Below are 17,577 nucleotides of genomic sequence, written 5' to 3' on the forward strand. Positions count from 1 at the left end.
GAATGACAACACGCAAGTAAATATTCGGTCAGCACCCCATTTTCACCTGTTTTGGGCCTGCTCACATAACAATAGTATGCCACACAGTCCCAAACAGGCAAATATGGAGCACTGTACAAACATTTACATTCCCAAGCCGAATATTCAATATTAAGTGAAACTTATAGGTGGCAAAAAGGCTCCATCCCATACAAATGCATTACAAATATTGCGGATCGACTTTTCACAGGTTCATCAAGTTGTGTTTTTTTTGACAGACTCACACCTCCGCCTGCCCCATGATTTTTTCCAAAATCACCATGGTAATCATGTAAGTGGGTCGAACCCCTTCCATACCCATGGCACCGGCAGCCAGAGTATTGCCGGTCATCAAGGGATTATCCGAAGCATAATAGGCATACCGCACAGACACCCCCGGCAAAATATTACCTTTGATCACCGATGCATTAATGGCTTTATGATAATGCCCCCCTTCCATCTCCAGCCCCACGGCATTCCAGTCGGATTGAAACATCCCCAGCACATCTTTATTTTGCAGGGAAGTTCCCAGCACCGTGGCCATGGTCCCCCTGTGAACGGAAATATCTGCATCAAAATCTTCGGAGGTAAGATCATTGGAAAAAAGATAGTTATCCGACGTCCCCTCCAGCACATGGGCCGTTGCCAGCATGATATCCCCTTTTTCACCGGTGAGGGTACCGGCTTTTCCCATGATGGAGATGGAGGCAAGGTTCAACGCCCAGGTGCCGGAGCTGTCTTGTCCGGGCTTGAGCAATTGCTCCATCAACTCAAAGGCCTGGGCGCCAAATGCATAATCCATGACAAGAATCACCGGCATGCGGTCAAGGGGCTGGGAGAACGCCAGATTTAAACCGGGGTGACAGGGCACATCCTCGAGCATGGCCGTATCAATGAGCTGACAATGGGTATTAGAGCCCGATTCATCGGACAATTGCACAAGCCCATTTGTTTCGGCAAATGCCTGGATGGTATGGGTTTCATTTTTAATGGAATTAAAAAAATGATAAATATCAGAATTATCCAGGTCAGGATTTTTCCGGACCAATGCGCCATACCCATACAACACATTGAGCACACTGTGCAGATTGGCACTGATAATGTGCAAAGGCCGGTTTTTCAACCCCATCTCTGACAGATGTTTTTTAATCTTGGCGGCCCATATTTTACCATACTTTTGATGCCCGATAATGCTCATAAGAGAAGGAGCAAAGTAAATGACCAGTGCATTTTCTCTGGCCAGCTTCTCATTTTCAATGCGCCGCCCCAAATGATAAATCAAGGAAAAAAGACCTGTGTTACTTTGAGATTCAATGCGATTTTTTTCCAGATACTCATAGGTCTCACGGGTTTCATTGTAAGGTCGCCCCAGAATAATACTTAAATTCCACAGGGCGGAATCCAACTCACCCATACTCAACTCCCCAACGTGATCCACCACCTTTTCAAGGCGTCCCCACTCAATGCGAATGTTGCCATAATCATCGTGCATTCTAAGATAAATCTTCTTGGCCTCGATGTTGAGAAAGGTCATATGGGTAATGATATCGTAGATTTCACTGATTCCCCGGGAAACAATGAAACAAAATTCATGCTCACTGATCCGATAGGAAACCCGCCTTCTTTTAAGAGGTTCAATTCGTTTAAAGGGAGTGTCCTCAAAATCGTCCTCATCGGTGAGGATAATCTTGGTACTTTTTTCCACACCCTGGGGAAGGCGATCGATAACATATTCAAGCCCTTTTAGTTCCACCACCTTTGCATCGTTCATGGTGCCGTATATTTCCGGACTCAAATCCCTTAAACACCCCTCAAGGGCCTTGCCGAATCGACCGGAAGGACGATAAAACCCCCTTATGGCAAGGGAGTCTGTAATGGTTTTAAACTCCCGGATGGCGACCCGGGCCCGCTGGGATTCTTTTAAATGTTCCATTCACCCTCCTTTGCTCTCCAATGAGCGCCTGCCTGTTTCTTTATTTATTTATGGTCGCCCGGCACAGCCAGCCATGGTAAATCCAATTGTCGGTATCATATCATATGGCAAAAACCAAGTCTTTAAATTTAACGCGCTGTGAATAAAGAAACCCCACGAAAGCGCACTATTGCCCTAAAAGAACGCTCAAATTTAAATGCGCGCGCCAACAAAATTGACCATGGTATCAGGCATTGGTGAGAATCAAATGAATGGGACTTAAGAAGGCTTACCCATTGCCGGGGAGCAATGCCAGTAAGGAAAAAACATATTTTTTGAGAGGAGAGAACATCCTTTTTTCTATGCCTTTGGATAAAAACATCAAAAAGGTGTTGCCGGAGCATGGTGCAGATCATAAACCATGGCAGTTATTTTAATCCAGCTCTGTCCACAACAAAACTCAAAATGCGCCCTTGATTTGGCAAATATTTACCTTATTTGAAAAGAATTTCTTATAAGAACGGACACATCTTTGCGGGCATAGCCAATATTAAAAATGGTATTATGCAACCCTTGACGGCCAGCCTGTCCAGAACGAAAGCGTCGGAGAAATTCTTACCCTTTGATTTCCAATGTTCCAGACAGATCAGCCATCGGGGCTGTGATGAAGGCAATCGAAGATCACCTTTTAACACAAAAGACAACTTTAAAGATTAAGCCTTACCCAGTTCATATCTTTTAAAAGATCCTTAGTTATCTGAATAATTTCCTTGTTATCTGCCGGTTTCTCAATAAACGCGTCAGCACCTGCTTCCATGATTTCAGAACGATTTTCCTTGGTGCTGTATCCTGTGAGAATCAAAATCTTAATATGTGATGTGGATTCGTTGGATTTCAGAAAACGACACACCTCAAACCCATCCATTTTCGGCATGACAAGATCAAGAATAATCAAATCCGGATTAAACTCCTTGGATTTAACGCCAGCTTCAAATCCATTCAAAGCAGTCTCAACCTCACACTTTTTCCGGGTGAATAGTTTTTGCAGCCCCTGGACAATGAGGGGCTCATCATCAACAATGAGAATTCTGGGAGAGGCGTCCAGCTGTCTGCTGATATACTTAATCCCATGCCCTCTTAAGGCATCCTCCAGGTCACTTTTAGCAATGCGATGATGTCCGCCCGGGGTTACGAAACTTTTGATTTTACCGGCCTTGACCCAGCGCCACATGGTCATCCGGGTTACACTGCAAAATTTTGCTGCTTGGGGTATTGTTAAGATTTCCGTATTCATATCAATTCCTTTCTTTTTTCTGTTAAAATCATACACATTAAATATTACATCATTATATAACTGCCACGGACAGACCCCATATTAAGCTCTGTCTGTCCACAACAAAGCAAAAATTTTCCCCGATTTATCGGGATTTTTCTATTCTGGATTATAAAAACCGCCCCACGTCTCCCCCCTCACCATGGACTTAAAGGTATTGATCAGCCCATTGGTGGATGAATCATGGTTTGTCACTGCGTCCGGGGTTCCCAGCTCCGGAAGAATTTTTCGGGCCAAATCTTTACCGAGCTCCACCCCCCACTGGTCAAAGGAAAAAATATTCCATATGACTCCCTGGGTAAAAATCTTATGCTCATACATGGCAATGAGACTGCCAAGGATACGGGGAGTCAACTGCTTGAACAATATGGAGTTGGTGGGACGATTTCCCTGGAACACACGATGGGGAACCAAAGTTTCCAGGCTCAAAGAATTCCCGCCGGCATCTTTCATTTCCCGGATCACCGCCTGTTCATCCCGCCCGGACAACAGTGCTTCGGTCTGGGCAAAAAAATTGGACAACAAAATTTCATGGTGCGCTCCCATGGGGTTGTGACTCAGGGCCGGGGCCAGAAAATCTGCCGGCACCATGCGGGTCCCCTGGTGAATCAACTGATAAAAAGCATGCTGACCATTGGTACCGGGCTCTCCCCAGATGATGGGTCCTGTATGATAAACAACTTTTTTGCCGCTGCGATCAATACTTTTTCCATTGCTCTCCATGTTGGCCTGCTGAAAATAAGCAGGAAAGCGATGCATATATTGATCATAGGGCAAAATGGCTTCGGTGTGGGCACCAAAAAAATTATTATACCAGACACCGATGAGAGCCAGCACCACAGGAATGTTTTTCTCCAGGGGAGTGGTGCGAAAATGCTCATCCATTTCATATCCTCCCCGGAGAAGTGCATCGAAATGGTCGTATCCCACATAGCAGACAATGGAAAGACCAATGGCGGACCACAGGGAATAGCGGCCACCCACCCAGTCCCAGAATTCAAACCGATTGGCCGGAGAAATACCAAAGGCATCCACGGCAGATGCATTGGTGGATATGGCCACAAAGTGCTTTTCAATGTGCGCCTTATCCCCGGCATGGGACAAAAACCACTCCCGGGCAGAATGGGCATTGGTCATGGTCTCCTGGGTGGTGAAAGTCTTGGATGCCACCAGAAACAAAGTGGTTTCAGGATTTATGTTTTTCAATATTTCTGCCAGGTGGGTACCATCAATATTGGAAACAAAATAAACAGACACCCCTTTTCTGGCAAAGGGCCTAAGGGATTCCGTCACCATGAGAGGCCCGAGATCAGAGCCGCCAATACCGATATTTACAAAGGTATTAATAGCTTTCCCTGTATATCCCCTCAGCTTACCCAAATCAATTTCCCGGGAAAATTGCTTCATTTTTGCCAGAACTCGCTTCACTCCGGGCATCACATCCTGTCCCTGGAATAAAACAGGAAAATTGCCTTTATTTCTAAGGGCGGTGTGAAGTACGGCCCTGTTTTCCGTTGCATTGATGAGCTCTCCGGAAAACATTTTGTCCACGGCCCCGGACAGATCCAGACGACGGGCAAGGGATATCAGCAAGCTCAACGTCTGTTCAGTGATAATATTTTTGGAAAAATCCACCAGGATATCGTTAAACCGGATAGAAAAACGATGGAATCGATGCAAATCCCGGGCAAACAAATCTTTCATGTGAACCGCCTTCATCTCCAGAAAATGCGATTCCAGCCGTTGCCATTCATCTGTCTGTATGGGAGATATGGTCTTCAGCACAATACCTCACTTTAATTACACTTAATTCACGGAAGAAAACAGTCATAACATTCTGTTTCCAGAACCTGTCGTTGCAGATTTCAAGAACATCCGTTTAGTTAAATTAATTTATATGAAACAACCATCAATTAACGTCTTATTTTTTGAGCATAAGGTAGAAGCACCGCCTCTCTTTTACTGTTACATTTAACCACACATTCTTTATAATTTCAACAACTTATTAAAATATAATATGTTTTTTATAAAACCCCTTGAATTTACAACATAAAATACAATACCACACAACCCCTGAACACCGTTTGTTTGGAAACCGCAGATGCAGCAACTATTTATTTTAGGAGTACTATCTCTGGATAAAAATAATCGGGCAATGGGTTCAAAAAATGGCGATTGTACTTTTTGAAAACCCAAAGCGTCATTTATCGATAAAAGCACAACACACCAATGACATGATCCTATTTTTTTTATAACCGCCATGGGCGCACCATATTCCAACCTCGGCCCACCCACACAAAGCTTGAAAAAACAGTGGTTCCCAGAATTTTTCATCCAAACAGCCACTGCCGACCCCGGCTACGATATAAAAAAAGATATGTTTTTCATTGACAATGCCCCACCCATTGGTTCATTTATGAAAATTTGATCGGAAGAAGCACATGCGGGTAAGCTTGGGATAAATTCAAAGAAAGATTATGATAAAACAATATTTGGACCGTTGCTGCATCACAAAACATGACAGCAGGCATTAACATCACAGTAATTTAGAGGGAAATAATGAAATTTGATGCAGTGCACATCAATTCCGCACCGGAACTTTTGGTAAAAGAGATCATCAAGCAGATTCAAGCGGGACACCTCACCCCCGGCGATGCCCTGCCCTCCCAACGCGCCCTTGCAAAAATGTTCAAGGTGGGTCTGGGATCGGTGCGGGAAGCCATAAAAATTCTCAATGTCATGGGTTACCTTCATGTGATCAGAGGCAAAGGAACCTATATTTCAGAAACCGCCCTTGACACAAAGGCACACCCATCCAAGCTGGAAAAAGCTTTTGAAGTGGTTTCGCTGGCAGAATTAATGAAAGCCAGGGAAATTCTTGAGTGTGAAGCCGCGGCCATGGCGTCACAGGAGGGGGACAAAGAAGCCATTGCCCAATTGAGACACATTGGAGAGCAAATGGATTTTAACAACAAAAACACAAATTTCTACTATAGGACTGATTTCAATTTTCACATGGCAGTGGCAGATGCCACCCACAACAAAGCCATCATCGAGCTTCTCAAGATTCTTGTGGACAAAGCCCATGAGCATGTGGGCCTCATGGATGATTCTCTGAGCATATCCATGCCCCCCAATGCCCACACAGCCATCATTACGGCAAAAAATGTCATTGAAGCCATTGCAGCAGGCGATGGCGCAAAGGCCAGAAAAGAGATGCTGGATCATTTAAACATTGTCAAAGCCAATCTACACAATGAATTTCCAGGCACCACCCCCATAAAAAAAATTTAATTTCCCCCGCTCACGCCACATTTTTCACCTAAATAAAGAAGGAGACAGGCGGATGCCCATGGATAAAACATCCCATGCAACCGTCAATTTACAATGAAATCCTTACGATTAATTTTAAATTTTTTTAATTTATAATGAAGGGATTGGGGAGAGATGCCAAGCATCCTTGCGGCCCCTGCTGCATTGCCGCCGCTTCTTTGCAAGGCATTACACAGGGAATTGTGTTCATTGGCGTTTTGAATATCAGAAAGGCTCGGGGAACTTTCCTGCCCCCCCACCTCTCCGTAACACAGAGGGATCAAAGAATCCACGCCGGGCGCAGCCATGCCTTTGCCACCGGAATCATCCAGGGAGTTGAGCACATGAACGGGCAGGTGCCCTAAGCGTATCAGGGTTTCCCCATTCACCATATTCATGGCCCCTTCAATGACATGTTCAAGTTCCCGGACATTGCCCGGCCAATGGTAATTTAAGAAAAGGGAACTCACCCGACGGGAAAGTCCGGTAACCCGCTCTCCCAGGGACCCATTAAATTTACGAACAAAATGACTCACCAACAACTCCATATCGTTCCGCCGGTCCCTCAATGGTGGAATCATTATAAATACCACGCCCATTCGATAGAACAGATCCTGGCGAAGGGAACCGGACTCAATGATCTCCCGGGGATCCCTACCCACGGCACTGATGATTTTAATATCAAGATGAATCTCCTCCAGAGAGCCCAACCTACGCACTTTTTTCTCCTGAACCACCCTTAAAAGTTTGGCCTGAAGGGTGATGGGCATGGAATCGAGTTCATCTAAAAATATGGTACCTCCATTGGCCTGTTCAAACAAACCCGATTTTTCAATGGCACCGGTGAACGCCCCCCGGGAGGTGCCAAAAAGGATACCTTCCAAAAGATTTTCCGGAATGGCAGCACAGTTAATGGGGATAAATTTATGCCCGGAACGCCTTCGATGGTTATGTATGGACTGGGCAAACAACTCCTTGCCGGTGCCGGTCTCCCCTGAAAGCATTATGGGAGAGGGAGACTCTGATGCCATTTTTGCCGTTTTTACCGCATGGAAAAGCCCCCCGTTCTCTCCCACCATATCGGAAAAGGTGTAGCGGGTACCATTTCCTTTCCCCTGGCACGATTTTTTAGGTTGATCGGAGGAGATAATGGTTTCCAGCATCTGGTAATCCTTTGTAAAACTAATTGCCCCCACCACCTTTCCATCACTATTAAATAGGGGAAATACATTGCTGATGACATTTGACATTTTACCCAGACGGGTGCGATACATAATCACCTTGTTCCTGACGGCTTTACCCGTTCGGATACAAGCCATGGTGGTGGAATTTTTTTCATTGAGCTGATAAATATCAGTAATTTTTTTCCCCGGGGCATAATCCATATCAAGATCATCAATCTTTGCCATGGCTCGGTTGTAATACAAAACTTCTCCATGGACATCTGCAATGATAACCCCTTCATGCAGGTCCCTTAAAATCAAAAATGCGTTGGCGTTATCTGTGATACCCAACTTTTTTTGCAACAAATGAATATCCAAGGTCATTGAGACTCCTATGTCAGGCAAATAAAAATTTTTTTATATACCTATTACAGCCGTTCATTGATTGTCAAGTCAAAACCGCCTTACAGAAAGCCCCCTGATCCCCCTGATATTATAAATTATTTTCTTAAAATTCAACACCCTTGAGCCATCCCCCCTGTTTTCATAAGCGCCGCGCCACCACCGGATCACTGGCATGGAAATCAAATTTATTTAATTTTACAGAGAAGCCTCCCTCCCATTTACCAACCGAATGAACCCCACTCCTTGATCCCGCAAAAATTCAATCCCGACAATCTCACCTACATTCCATGGGGTTAACCCCCACATGATGCCCCGGGCTTTGCCATGGACATCCCCCAAAAACACAATATTGGCATATTTTTTGCTTTTACACATCCGTGATGTATTGGTAAAACAGCCCGTCTGTTCCGGTAACGGGCTTATCCATAACAAACAAAAGGAGAAACGCAATGACAACGAACAGCCTGACCGACGAACTAAAATTCACCCCAACAATGAAGATTCTCAACGAAGAGCAATTATCTGCCCTTCACCAGGCAACCCTGGATGTGCTGGAAAAAACAGGTGTCAGCATCACCCACCCAAAGGCACTTGAAATACTGGACGGCGCCGGTTGCAAGGTGGATGCAAACCGGGTGTATTTCCCACCGGAGCTGGTTGAAAAGGCAATATCCACGGCACCGAAAAGTGTTAAACTGGGCAACCGGGACAACTCCTGCAATATTACACTGGAAGGCGCAAACACCTACTTTGGTGCCACCATTGACTGTGTAAACTACCTTGACCCTGACACCCAGGCGGTGAGCGAATGCAAAAGCGACCATGTCATAGGCATGGCAAAACTATGCGATGCCCTGGACAAATATGACTGGACCATGACACTGGGAATTTCCAGGGATCTGCCTGAACATATCCAGGACAGAGGCGTGGCCCGCATTGCCCTGGAACATTGCAGCAAGCCTGTCATTGTTTCCTGCAATGATGCAGAAAGCCTGAAGGAAATCTATGAAATGGCTCTTCTGTGCCAGGGTGGCGTTGAAAACTTTAACAAAGCCCCCCTCCTTGGTACACTGAACTGCACCATCTCTCCATTGACCCACGATGATCACCTGGTGGGCAAAAACATCTATGCTGCTGAAAAAGGTATTCCCATTGTCCACTACTCCGGCATGCAGCTTGGGGGAAGTTTTCCTGCCACCCTTGCCGGCGGCATTGTCATGGGCAGTGCTGAATCCCTGAGCGGCCTTGTTCTGCAACAGGTCATCAACCCGGGAGCCCCCTTTGTATTTGGTTCTTTTATTACCATTATGGATATGAAAACCACAGTATTTTCCTATGGTGCCATTGAAATGGCCATGATGGTGGGCGGCATGTCCCAGCTTTCCCAGCGATACGGTCTGCCTTTTTTCAGCACAGCCGGATGCACCGATTCAAAAAGTGTGGATGCCCAGGCCGCAGCAGAAGGCAGTCTGCAGGATCTGGTTGTGGCCACTGTGGGCGGCGGACTTGTCCATGATACCCATTGCTGGCTGGACCACGGCAGTATTCTTTCTCCGGCCCACTTGGTCATGGGGCAGGAAATACTAAGGATGGTGAACAAGTTCACCCAGGGAATCGATGTATCTTCAGACACTGTGGCATTGGATGTGATTGATAAAGTGGGCCCCGGCGGCACATTCCTGATGGAGCCCCACACAATGAAGAACTTTAAAAATGTTCTCTACCCGGAACTGTTCCAGCGCACCAAGGCCCAGGCCCCCGGCACCACTTTGGAAGAGACCTTTGATGACCGGCTGCGCACAAGAACCCTTGAGCTGTTAAAAGCGCCCCCGAAAAATCCCCTTTCAGAAGAAATTGTCCGTGAATTTGACCTTCGACAAAAAAAATGGGGAGAACTTTAAACAGATTTTTGCTTTGATTCAAAAACAGAAGGGAGTAAAGTGCCCCATACTCCCTTCTGCATTTCATATCCATGGGACTGCCGGGCTTTTTGAGTTGACCGGTTTCCGGAGTTTGGTTATAAAGTCGGTCATCCTGTTCATGGGACAATTCCATCACCTGATCAGGATGGCCAAGCTTACGGTCAAGCCCGACAAAATTTTAATGACTGCCACGGGCAGACTGTATTCCGGCCCTGACCTGCCCACAACAAAACCGGAAAGAATACTTGCTCTTTCTTAAAGAAAAAAACTCAAAAAGGGTTGTCACATGGATATCAAGTCATACAACAAAAACCTTTTCAATTTCCTCCACACCGCTGCATCCCCCTTCCATGCCGTGGCCAACACAGCTCAAATACTTACCCAAAATGGATTTACACAACTTCTGGAAACCGAGCCCTGGAAGCTTGAAAAAGCATCAAAATATTTTGTTATCCGTAATCACAGTGCCCTCATTGCCTTTTACACCGGAAACCTTACCCCCTGGGAGACGGGCATCAAGCTGTGCGGTGCCCACACAGACAGCCCCAGTCTTAAATTAAAACCCACACCGGAACTGCTATACAACACCATGACACGCCTGGGTGTGGAGGTTTACGGCGGAGCCCTGCTCAACACATGGTTTGACCGGGGATTGAATCTGGCAGGCAGACTCATCCTTCGCTGCCGTGGGAAAGAAAACAATACCCACCTCACCGGCGGCTTAATCAACCTGAATGCCCCTGTGGCAGTTATTCCCTCCCTTCCCATCCACCTGGATCGGGAAGCCAACAGCAAAAAGAGCATTAACGCCCAGACAGATTTGCCCCCCCTGTTTTTGACCGGGGCCTTTTCACACCCCGGAGCGTTCAATGAAGCTTTGCAAAAAGCAGGAAAAAAAATTGCCGCTTCCGGAGATAAAATAGAAGAGATCATGGGATTTGACCTCTTTTTTTCCGATATTCAACCCCCTTTTTTCACCGGTCTAAACCAAGAAATCATATCAGCACCCCGCCTTGACAACCTTCTTTCCTGCCATGCTGCCGTGCAAAGCCTTAAGTTTGCCCGGGGAGCAACCCCCTGTGTTGCCATCCTCGCCGACCACGAAGAGGTGGGAAGTAAAACCCCGTCTGGAGCCGAAGGCACCTTTGTCACGGACACCCTGACTCGAATGATTCCAGACACAGAGTATCGACTCCGGGCCTTTGCAAAATCCTTCATGGTCTCCCTGGACAATGCCCATGCCCTGCATCCGGCCCATGATCAGCGTTACGACACCGCCCATGCCTGTTTTTTAAACCGGGGACCGGTATTAAAAACAAACGCTGCCATGCGCTATGCATCGGATGCGGTGTCCTGTGCACTGTTCCGGCAGCTGTGCCACGGGGCCGGTGTCCCGATGCAGACCTTTGTCATGAAAAGCGATATGCCCTGCGGCAGCACCATAGGCCCTGCCATCTCATCTGCCACAGGTATCAGAACCGTGGATGTCGGTGCCCCCACCATGGCCATGCATGCCATTCGAGAACTCACCGGAAACACAGATCCCCACGCATTATTCAAGGTATTAAAGCACTGGTTCACCATGGATGAAGAACCGCTTTTATCCTTGACATAAATTCCCAGTATGGTTATACCGCTTAAATTAATGTTTCAACTTTCGGGATCAGCGGATTGACTTGATCCCAGGCCTGTATTTTATATGTTTTACCGGTTCACAGGGGTATCTATTAACAAAAAAACAGATTTAATTCACCCTCCCCACACCGGGTATAAAACCCGACCTCGCTGGCCAAAGCTCAATTCCGAAAGCTGAACACATGAGAGCACCCAATTCATCTCTAACACAAACTGCCTTGCAGGCCGGGGAAGTTACGGAGTAAACTATTCAAATATGAATTTTAATCAAAAACTTGAACAAAACAAAAAGCAAATCATTGACCAATGGTTTCTTCACACAATCAACTCCTATCCCCAGGAAACCGCCAGGGTCCTTGGGAAACTAAAAAACAGATTTGATAATCCGGTGGGAAGCGCCACAGCCCACTCCCTTGAAGAAAGTTTTAATCTTTTGCTGCAAAAAGAAATTGACATTGATAAAATTGAAACGGCCCTGGATTCCATCATCCGCATAAGGGCGGTGCAAAGTTTCAGTGCATCCCAGGCTGTGGGTTTTGTGTTTGAATTAAAAAAAATTATAAAAACGGTTTTAGAAGGTGAAAGGGACAATGATTTTGATGGAAAAATCGATGAAATGGCCCTTGCCGCATTCAATCGGTTTATGAAGTGCAGAGAGAATATATTCCTTTTAAAGGCAACGGAATCCAAAAGGCGGATTCACAGCGCCTTTGAAAGGGCAGGCTTAGTAACAGAGCTCAAGGAAAAAGAACTCCTTGACTCGGACAAATCTTAAACAGGCTGTTATTCAGAACATGTTTCTGACACAGCCGAAACAGTGAGGTGGTTGAAATATGAATCAAAAGTACATGGTGCCCCTGGCAGGCGTTTTGCTGCTTTTTCTGCTGGCTTATGCAGGGGTTGAGGGAGCCGGTATGCAGTGGTTCTTCGGAATAATAGTCCCCTATGTTGCGGTCATCGCCTTTGTTGGCGGTTTTGTTCGCCGTGTCATGGGATGGGCAGCTTCCGCAGTTCCCTTCCGGATTCCCACAACCTGTGGACAGCAGAAATCGCTTCCATGGATTAAACAGAACTGCATTGATAACCCTGATAAAGCATCGGGTGTTTTCATGCGCATGGTTCTTGAAATTTTTCTTTTCAGATCCCTGTTTCGCAATACCAAAGCGGCCTTTAACAGGAACGAAAAGAACAAACTGACCTACTCCTGGGAAATTTTCCTGTGGGTGGGCGCCCTTGCCTTTCATTACTCATTTCTGGTGGTGATTATCCGGCATCTGAGATTTTTTCTGGAACCGGTACCTTCCTGTCTTAAGTTCCTGGAATTTTTTGACGGGATTGTTCAGCTGGGACTTCCCGGGCTATTCATCTCCGGCGCGGTACTTTTGCTGGCAGCCCTTTTTCTGCTGGCAAGGCGTATCTTTGATGCCAAGGTCAGTTATATTTCCCTGGCAGCTGATTATTTTCCTCTGTTTCTCATCATCGGTATTGCCGCTTCCGGTATTGCCATGAGATATTTTACCAAGGTGGACATCATCGGCATTAAATCCTTTACCATGGGACTTGTCACCTTTCATCCCGTCATCCCCGATGGTGTGGGCGGACTTTTTTATGCTCATATCTTCATGGTCAGCGCATTGTTCGCATATTTTCCGGTGAGTAAACTCATGCACATGGGCGGAATTTTCCTGAGCCCCACACGGAATATGGCAAATAACAACCGTGCCAAAAGACATGTTAATCCCTGGAATTATGCTGTGGACATTCATACCTATGAGCAGTATGAAGATCACTTCAGAGAAAAAATGATAGACGCTGGACTTCCAGTGGATAAGAAGGAGTAATCAATGTCTGACGAACTTAAACCTGATGAGTTACTGGACAAGGTAGATCACACCCCCTCCCAGGGCACCTGGATGACTGAGTCCGTCCAGATTCGACCCGGCATGTACTGCTACGCAGCAAAGCCTGAGAGTGTGGAAACCCTTGGCCTTCCCAATGCCCGATCATGGAACCCCATGGAAGCGGACTGGAAATTGCCGGAAAACTGGCAGGAAATCATCCACAACGGCATCAAGGACCGTCTGGAGAAATTCAGAACCTTCAAGATTTTCATGGATGTATGCGTTCGATGTGGTGCCTGTGCAGATAAATGTCACTTCTTCCTTGGCACCGGTGACCCCAAAAACATGCCGGTCCTCAGAGCGGAGCTGTTGAGATCTGTTTACAGAAATGATTTCACCACAGCCGGAAAACTTCTCCAGAAAATTCCCGGAGGAGACAAACTGGGCGGTGGCAGACCCCTGACCCTGGACGTACTGAAAGAGTGGTGGTACTACTTTTTCCAGTGCACCGAGTGCCGCAGATGTTCTGTTTTCTGTCCCTACGGTATTGACACCGCAGAGATCACCATCATGGGCCGGGAACTGTTGAACCTTCTGGGTCTCAACATTGACTGGATTGCCACCCCGGTGTCCAACTGTTACCAGACCGGTAATCACTTGGGTATTCAGCCCCATGCATTTAAGGATATGCTGGATTTCTTCACCGAAGACATTGAAGAGATCACCGGCGTTGATGTGGCCCCCCAGTTCAATAAAAAAGGGGCCGACATTCTGTTTATCACCCCGTCAGGGGATGTATTTGCAGACCCCGGTACTTACACCTGCCAGGGCTACATGATCCTGTTCAAATATCTCAAAGACAAGTATGACCTGGATGTTACCTGGAGCACCTATGCTTCTGAAGGTGGTAATTTTGGTTTTTTCACCTCCCACGAGACCATGAAGCGACTGAATGCCAAAATGTATGCCGAGGCCAAACGTCTGGGGGTTAAATGGATTCTGGGCGGCGAATGCGGCCACATGTGGCGGGTGATCAACCAGTACATGGACACCATGAACGGTCCTGCAGATTTCCTGGAAGAGCCTGTAAATCCCATCACAGGCACCAAGTTTGAAAATGCCAAATCAACAAAAATGGTTCACATCACCGAATTCACCGCTGACTTGATAAAGCATGGCAAGCTGGAACTGGACAAAAGCCGCAATGCCAACCGGGTGATGACCTTCCACGATTCGTGCAACCCTGCAAGGGGTATGGGGCTTCTGGATGAACCCCGGTATATCATTGAGAACACATGTGACAACTTCTATGAGATGCCCATCAACACCATCCGGGAACAGACCTTTTGTTGCGGCAGTGGCGCAGGACTTAATGCCGGCGAAAACATTGAGCTCAGAATGGCCGGCGGCCTTCCCCGGGCCAATGCGGTGAAATATGTCCATGATAAATTTGGTGTAAACACCCTGGGTACCATCTGCGCCATTGACCGGGCGGCCCTGTCCACCTTGATGGAATACTGGGTACCGGATGTTGAGGTGTATGGTATACACGAACTGGTTGGAAACGCCCTGATTCTGCCGGGCGAGCAGGAAAGAGAGATGGATCTGCGAATGGAACCGCTACCCGGCAAGGAGGAAGCAGATGAGTAAAAACGCAATTATGGCAGGCCTTGTGGTATTTGTTGCCATGGCACTGCTCCCTTTCTGGTATAACATCGGCGGCAGCAGTGCAGCGCCGGAGCCGGAACTTTCGGAAAAGGCAAAAGCGGCCCAGAAATGTGTGCTGGATAAATATGACATGAGAGCCAACCACATGTCTTTGCTGGATGAATGGCGGGATTCCGTGGTAAGAGATGCAGATCGTCTATATGAAAGCACCAATGGAAAAACCTTTCAGATGAGCCTCTCCACCGGAGAAGAATCGTGTCTTGGATGCCACACTGACAAGGAAAAGTTTTGTGACAAATGTCATACATATGCCTCAGTGGACCCCTATTGCTGGGAATGCCACACAACACCCAAGGAGATTAACCAATGAAAAAAAGCAGAAGAAGCTTTCTCAAAGCAGCGGGTGTGACTGCACTGGGCATTGGTGCGGCTCCGGCAATAAAGGCCGTTGCCTCATCCGGATCCGTTGCGGCACCGGTTAAGACCAAAAAAGCCGAGGCCCTGAACGCCAAGCGATGGGGCATGGTTATAGATACCAACAAGCTCACCGATGAAGTTGCTGAAAACATTGTCCATGCCTGCAAAAAGGCTCACAATGTACCGGACTTTGACCATGAGCCCGATGCTGAAAAATACCCCGACACCCAACCGGTAAATAAGACCCAGGAAATCAAATGGATCTGGGAAGAACATTTTGAGCACGCCTTCCCGGACAAGGAAGACGAGTTCCTTGCAGAAAAGTTCAGACACCTTCCCTTTCTGGTGACCTGTAACCATTGCAAAAATGCACCCTGCGTCCAGGCGTGTCCCACCCAGGCCACTTTTAAACGGGAAGACGGCATTGTGCTCATGGATTTTCACCGCTGCATCGGATGTCGTTTCTGCATGGCAGCCTGTCCCTTTGGCTCCAGAAGCTTTAACTTCAGGGATCCCCGCCCCTTCATCGAAGAGATTAACCCTGACTTTCCCACCCGAAGCAAGGGTGTTGTGGAAAAATGCAACCTCTGTGCAGAACGTCTGGCCAAAGGTCAGCAACCGGCCTGTGCCGAGGTGTCTGAAGGTGCCATCACAGTGGGTGATCTTGAAGATCCCGCCTCCAAGGTCAGGGAACTTCTGGCTGAAAACTATGCAATCCGACGTAAGCAGGAGCTTGGAACCGAGCCCTCTGTTTACTATATCATGTAAGAGAGGCACGTATGCTTGAAATAGCTATTAAAGGAAGCAAAAAGTACTGGATATGGCTGGGGCTGCTCCTCGCTGTCATGACTGTGGCCTTTGTCGTATATATTGATCAGTTTGTAAACGGACTGATGATCACCGGCATGAGCCGGGATGTCTCCTGGGGATTTTACATTGCCAACTTTACCTACCTTGTGGGGGTTGCCGCAGGTGGGGTCATGGTGGTGATCCCCTATTACCTCCATGACTATGAAAGATTCCACAGAATCACCATCCTTGGTGAATTTCTGGCCGTGGCATCCTTGATCATGTGTCTTTTGTTCATTGTTGTGGACCTTGGGCAGCCCGTGCGCATGCTCAATGTGCTGCTTTATCCCACCCCCCATTCCATGCTGTTCTGGGACATGTGTGTGCTTAACGGCTACCTGTTCCTTAACATTGTCATTGGATGGAAGGTGCTGGAAGCAGAAAGAAATCAGGTTAAACCACCGGCATGGACCACACCTTTGATTTACTTGTCCATTCCCTTTGCCATCGGCATTCACACAGTGACTGCGTACCTGTACTGCGGTCTTCCGGGAAGGGGTTTCTGGCTCACTGCCATCCTGGCACCCCGATTTCTGGCATCGGCCTTTGCAGCCGGTCCGTCTGTGCTCATTCTGCTTTGCTACCTCATCCGGAAAATCAGCAAGTTTGATCCGGGCTGGGAAGCCATTCAGACCCTGTCTAAGATTGTGTGCTATGCATTAATTGCCAATGTATTTTTCTTTTTCTGTGAAGTATTTGTTGTATTTTACAGTAAAATTCCAGGCCACATGTCCCATCTCCAATACCTGTTTGCCGGCCTCCACGGCCACAACGCTCTGGTACCCTGGATGTGGACATCCATGATATTGATGTTCATTGGTATTGCCCTCACTGTGGTACCGGCATTCAGAAGCAATAAAACCCTGCTTCCCTATACCTGTGCCATGATCATCATCGGTACCTGGATTGACAAAAGCCTTGGTATGATCTCCGGCGGTTTTGTTCCCAACCCCCTGCACCATGTCACAGAGTATGCCCCCACCTTTAAAGAGATGATTATTTCTCTGGGTGTTTTTGCCACAGGTTTTTTCATTCTCACCATTCTGTTCAAACTTGCCACCACTGTTAAGGAGGAGGTAAGAGGATAGTTTACCTTGATGTT

Annotated in this window: 14 protein-coding genes; 10 read left to right on the forward strand and 4 right to left on the reverse strand. The window is 47.1% G+C overall.

The genetic code is table 11. The features are described from left to right. Positions 1 to 259 precede the first annotated feature (259 nt). Positions 260 to 1,951 (reverse strand): DUF6909 family protein, encoded by a 1,692-nt coding sequence (locus B9A32_RS14225; protein ID WP_084070117.1) that lies wholly within the window; start codon positions 1,949 to 1,951, stop codon positions 260 to 262. A gap of 251 nt (positions 1,952 to 2,202) precedes the next feature. On the opposite strand from B9A32_RS14225, the gene B9A32_RS21405 reads away from it, so the two are divergent. Continuing rightward, positions 2,203 to 2,367 (forward strand): hypothetical protein, encoded by a 165-nt coding sequence (locus tag B9A32_RS21405; protein WP_170923843.1) that lies wholly within the window; start codon positions 2,203 to 2,205, stop codon positions 2,365 to 2,367. 269 nt (positions 2,368 to 2,636) lie between these two features. Here the strand turns inward: B9A32_RS21405 and B9A32_RS14230 are convergent, their stop codons facing one another. Beyond that, complete coding sequence (locus B9A32_RS14230) at positions 2,637 to 3,224, reverse strand: response regulator (protein WP_084070118.1); 588 nt, start codon at positions 3,222 to 3,224, stop codon at positions 2,637 to 2,639. A gap of 138 nt (positions 3,225 to 3,362) precedes the next feature. Then, positions 3,363 to 5,048, reverse strand: a complete 1,686-nt coding sequence (gene pgi, locus B9A32_RS14235) for a glucose-6-phosphate isomerase (RefSeq protein ID WP_212637952.1) — start codon at positions 5,046 to 5,048, stop codon at positions 3,363 to 3,365. Between the two features lie 774 nt (positions 5,049 to 5,822). On the opposite strand from pgi, the gene B9A32_RS14240 reads away from it, so the two are divergent. Next, a complete protein-coding gene (locus B9A32_RS14240; RefSeq protein ID WP_084070119.1) occupies positions 5,823 to 6,557 on the forward strand; it encodes a FadR/GntR family transcriptional regulator in 735 nt (244 codons plus the stop codon). Positions 6,558 to 6,640: 83 nt separating this feature from the next. Here the strand turns inward: B9A32_RS14240 and B9A32_RS14245 are convergent, their stop codons facing one another. Then, entirely contained in the window at positions 6,641 to 8,122 is a 1,482-nt protein-coding gene (locus B9A32_RS14245; RefSeq protein ID WP_084070120.1) for a sigma-54 interaction domain-containing protein, read from the reverse strand. 470 nt (positions 8,123 to 8,592) lie between these two features. Between B9A32_RS14245 and B9A32_RS14255 the strand changes: the two genes are divergently transcribed. The 8 genes from B9A32_RS14255 (at position 8,593) to dsrP (ending at position 17,563) form a co-directional block, all read left to right on the forward strand. Continuing rightward, positions 8,593 to 10,044 carry a trimethylamine methyltransferase family protein gene (locus tag B9A32_RS14255; protein WP_084070122.1) on the forward strand — a complete coding sequence of 484 codons (1,452 nt, stop codon included), beginning with the start codon at positions 8,593 to 8,595 and terminating at the stop codon, positions 10,042 to 10,044. A gap of 307 nt (positions 10,045 to 10,351) precedes the next feature. Continuing rightward, positions 10,352 to 11,680, forward strand: coding sequence for a M18 family aminopeptidase (locus B9A32_RS14265; protein WP_084070124.1), 1,329 nt, complete (start codon positions 10,352 to 10,354; stop codon positions 11,678 to 11,680). Between the two features lie 276 nt (positions 11,681 to 11,956). Beyond that, a complete protein-coding gene (locus B9A32_RS14270) occupies positions 11,957 to 12,475 on the forward strand; it encodes an RsbRD N-terminal domain-containing protein (protein WP_084070125.1) in 519 nt (172 codons plus the stop codon). 58 nt (positions 12,476 to 12,533) lie between these two features. Beyond that, entirely contained in the window at positions 12,534 to 13,541 is a 1,008-nt protein-coding gene (dsrM, locus tag B9A32_RS14275; RefSeq protein WP_084070126.1) for a sulfate reduction electron transfer complex DsrMKJOP subunit DsrM, read from the forward strand. Positions 13,542 to 13,544: 3 nt separating this feature from the next. Then, positions 13,545 to 15,191, forward strand: a complete 1,647-nt coding sequence (gene dsrK, locus B9A32_RS14280; RefSeq protein WP_084070127.1) for a sulfate reduction electron transfer complex DsrMKJOP subunit DsrK — start codon at positions 13,545 to 13,547, stop codon at positions 15,189 to 15,191. Further along, positions 15,184 to 15,579, forward strand: a complete 396-nt coding sequence (gene dsrJ / locus B9A32_RS14285; protein WP_084070128.1) for a sulfate reduction electron transfer complex DsrMKJOP subunit DsrJ — start codon at positions 15,184 to 15,186, stop codon at positions 15,577 to 15,579. Before dsrK ends, dsrJ begins: the two co-directional genes overlap by 8 nt. Further along, the gene (gene dsrO, locus B9A32_RS14290) at positions 15,576 to 16,394 is read left to right on the forward strand and encodes a sulfate reduction electron transfer complex DsrMKJOP subunit DsrO (protein WP_084070129.1); all 819 of its coding nucleotides are present in this window, start codon (positions 15,576 to 15,578) and stop codon (positions 16,392 to 16,394) included. The genes dsrJ and dsrO overlap by 4 nt, the downstream gene beginning before the upstream one ends. Before the next feature lie 11 nt (positions 16,395 to 16,405). Then, entirely contained in the window at positions 16,406 to 17,563 is a 1,158-nt protein-coding gene (gene dsrP / locus B9A32_RS14295; RefSeq protein WP_084070130.1) for a sulfate reduction electron transfer complex DsrMKJOP subunit DsrP, read from the forward strand. The last annotated feature ends 14 nt before the right edge of the window (positions 17,564 to 17,577 follow it).

Origin of the sequence: Desulfocicer vacuolatum DSM 3385 (assembly GCF_900176365.1) — a bacterium.
Classification (GTDB): Bacteria; Desulfobacterota; Desulfobacteria; order Desulfobacterales; family Desulfobacteraceae; genus Desulfocicer; species Desulfocicer vacuolatum.

Coding starts and splice junctions, on each gene's coding strand:
- B9A32_RS14270 (WP_084070125.1), top strand. CDS start 11,957: ATGAATTTTAATCAAAAACTTGAACAAAACAAAAAGCAAATCATTGAC.
- B9A32_RS14230 (WP_084070118.1), bottom strand. CDS start 3,224: ATGAATACGGAAATCTTAACAATACCCCAAGCAGCAAAATTTTGCAGT.
- B9A32_RS14240 (WP_084070119.1), top strand. CDS start 5,823: ATGAAATTTGATGCAGTGCACATCAATTCCGCACCGGAACTTTTGGTA.
- dsrM (WP_084070126.1), top strand. CDS start 12,534: ATGAATCAAAAGTACATGGTGCCCCTGGCAGGCGTTTTGCTGCTTTTT.
- dsrO (WP_084070129.1), top strand. CDS start 15,576: ATGAAAAAAAGCAGAAGAAGCTTTCTCAAAGCAGCGGGTGTGACTGCA.
- B9A32_RS14265 (WP_084070124.1), top strand. CDS start 10,352: ATGGATATCAAGTCATACAACAAAAACCTTTTCAATTTCCTCCACACC.
- dsrP (WP_084070130.1), top strand. CDS start 16,406: ATGCTTGAAATAGCTATTAAAGGAAGCAAAAAGTACTGGATATGGCTG.
- B9A32_RS14255 (WP_084070122.1), top strand. CDS start 8,593: ATGACAACGAACAGCCTGACCGACGAACTAAAATTCACCCCAACAATG.
- B9A32_RS21405 (WP_170923843.1), top strand. CDS start 2,203: ATGGGACTTAAGAAGGCTTACCCATTGCCGGGGAGCAATGCCAGTAAG.
- B9A32_RS14225 (WP_084070117.1), bottom strand. CDS start 1,951: ATGGAACATTTAAAAGAATCCCAGCGGGCCCGGGTCGCCATCCGGGAG.
- B9A32_RS14245 (WP_084070120.1), bottom strand. CDS start 8,122: ATGACCTTGGATATTCATTTGTTGCAAAAAAAGTTGGGTATCACAGAT.
- dsrK (WP_084070127.1), top strand. CDS start 13,545: ATGTCTGACGAACTTAAACCTGATGAGTTACTGGACAAGGTAGATCAC.
- dsrJ (WP_084070128.1), top strand. CDS start 15,184: ATGAGTAAAAACGCAATTATGGCAGGCCTTGTGGTATTTGTTGCCATG.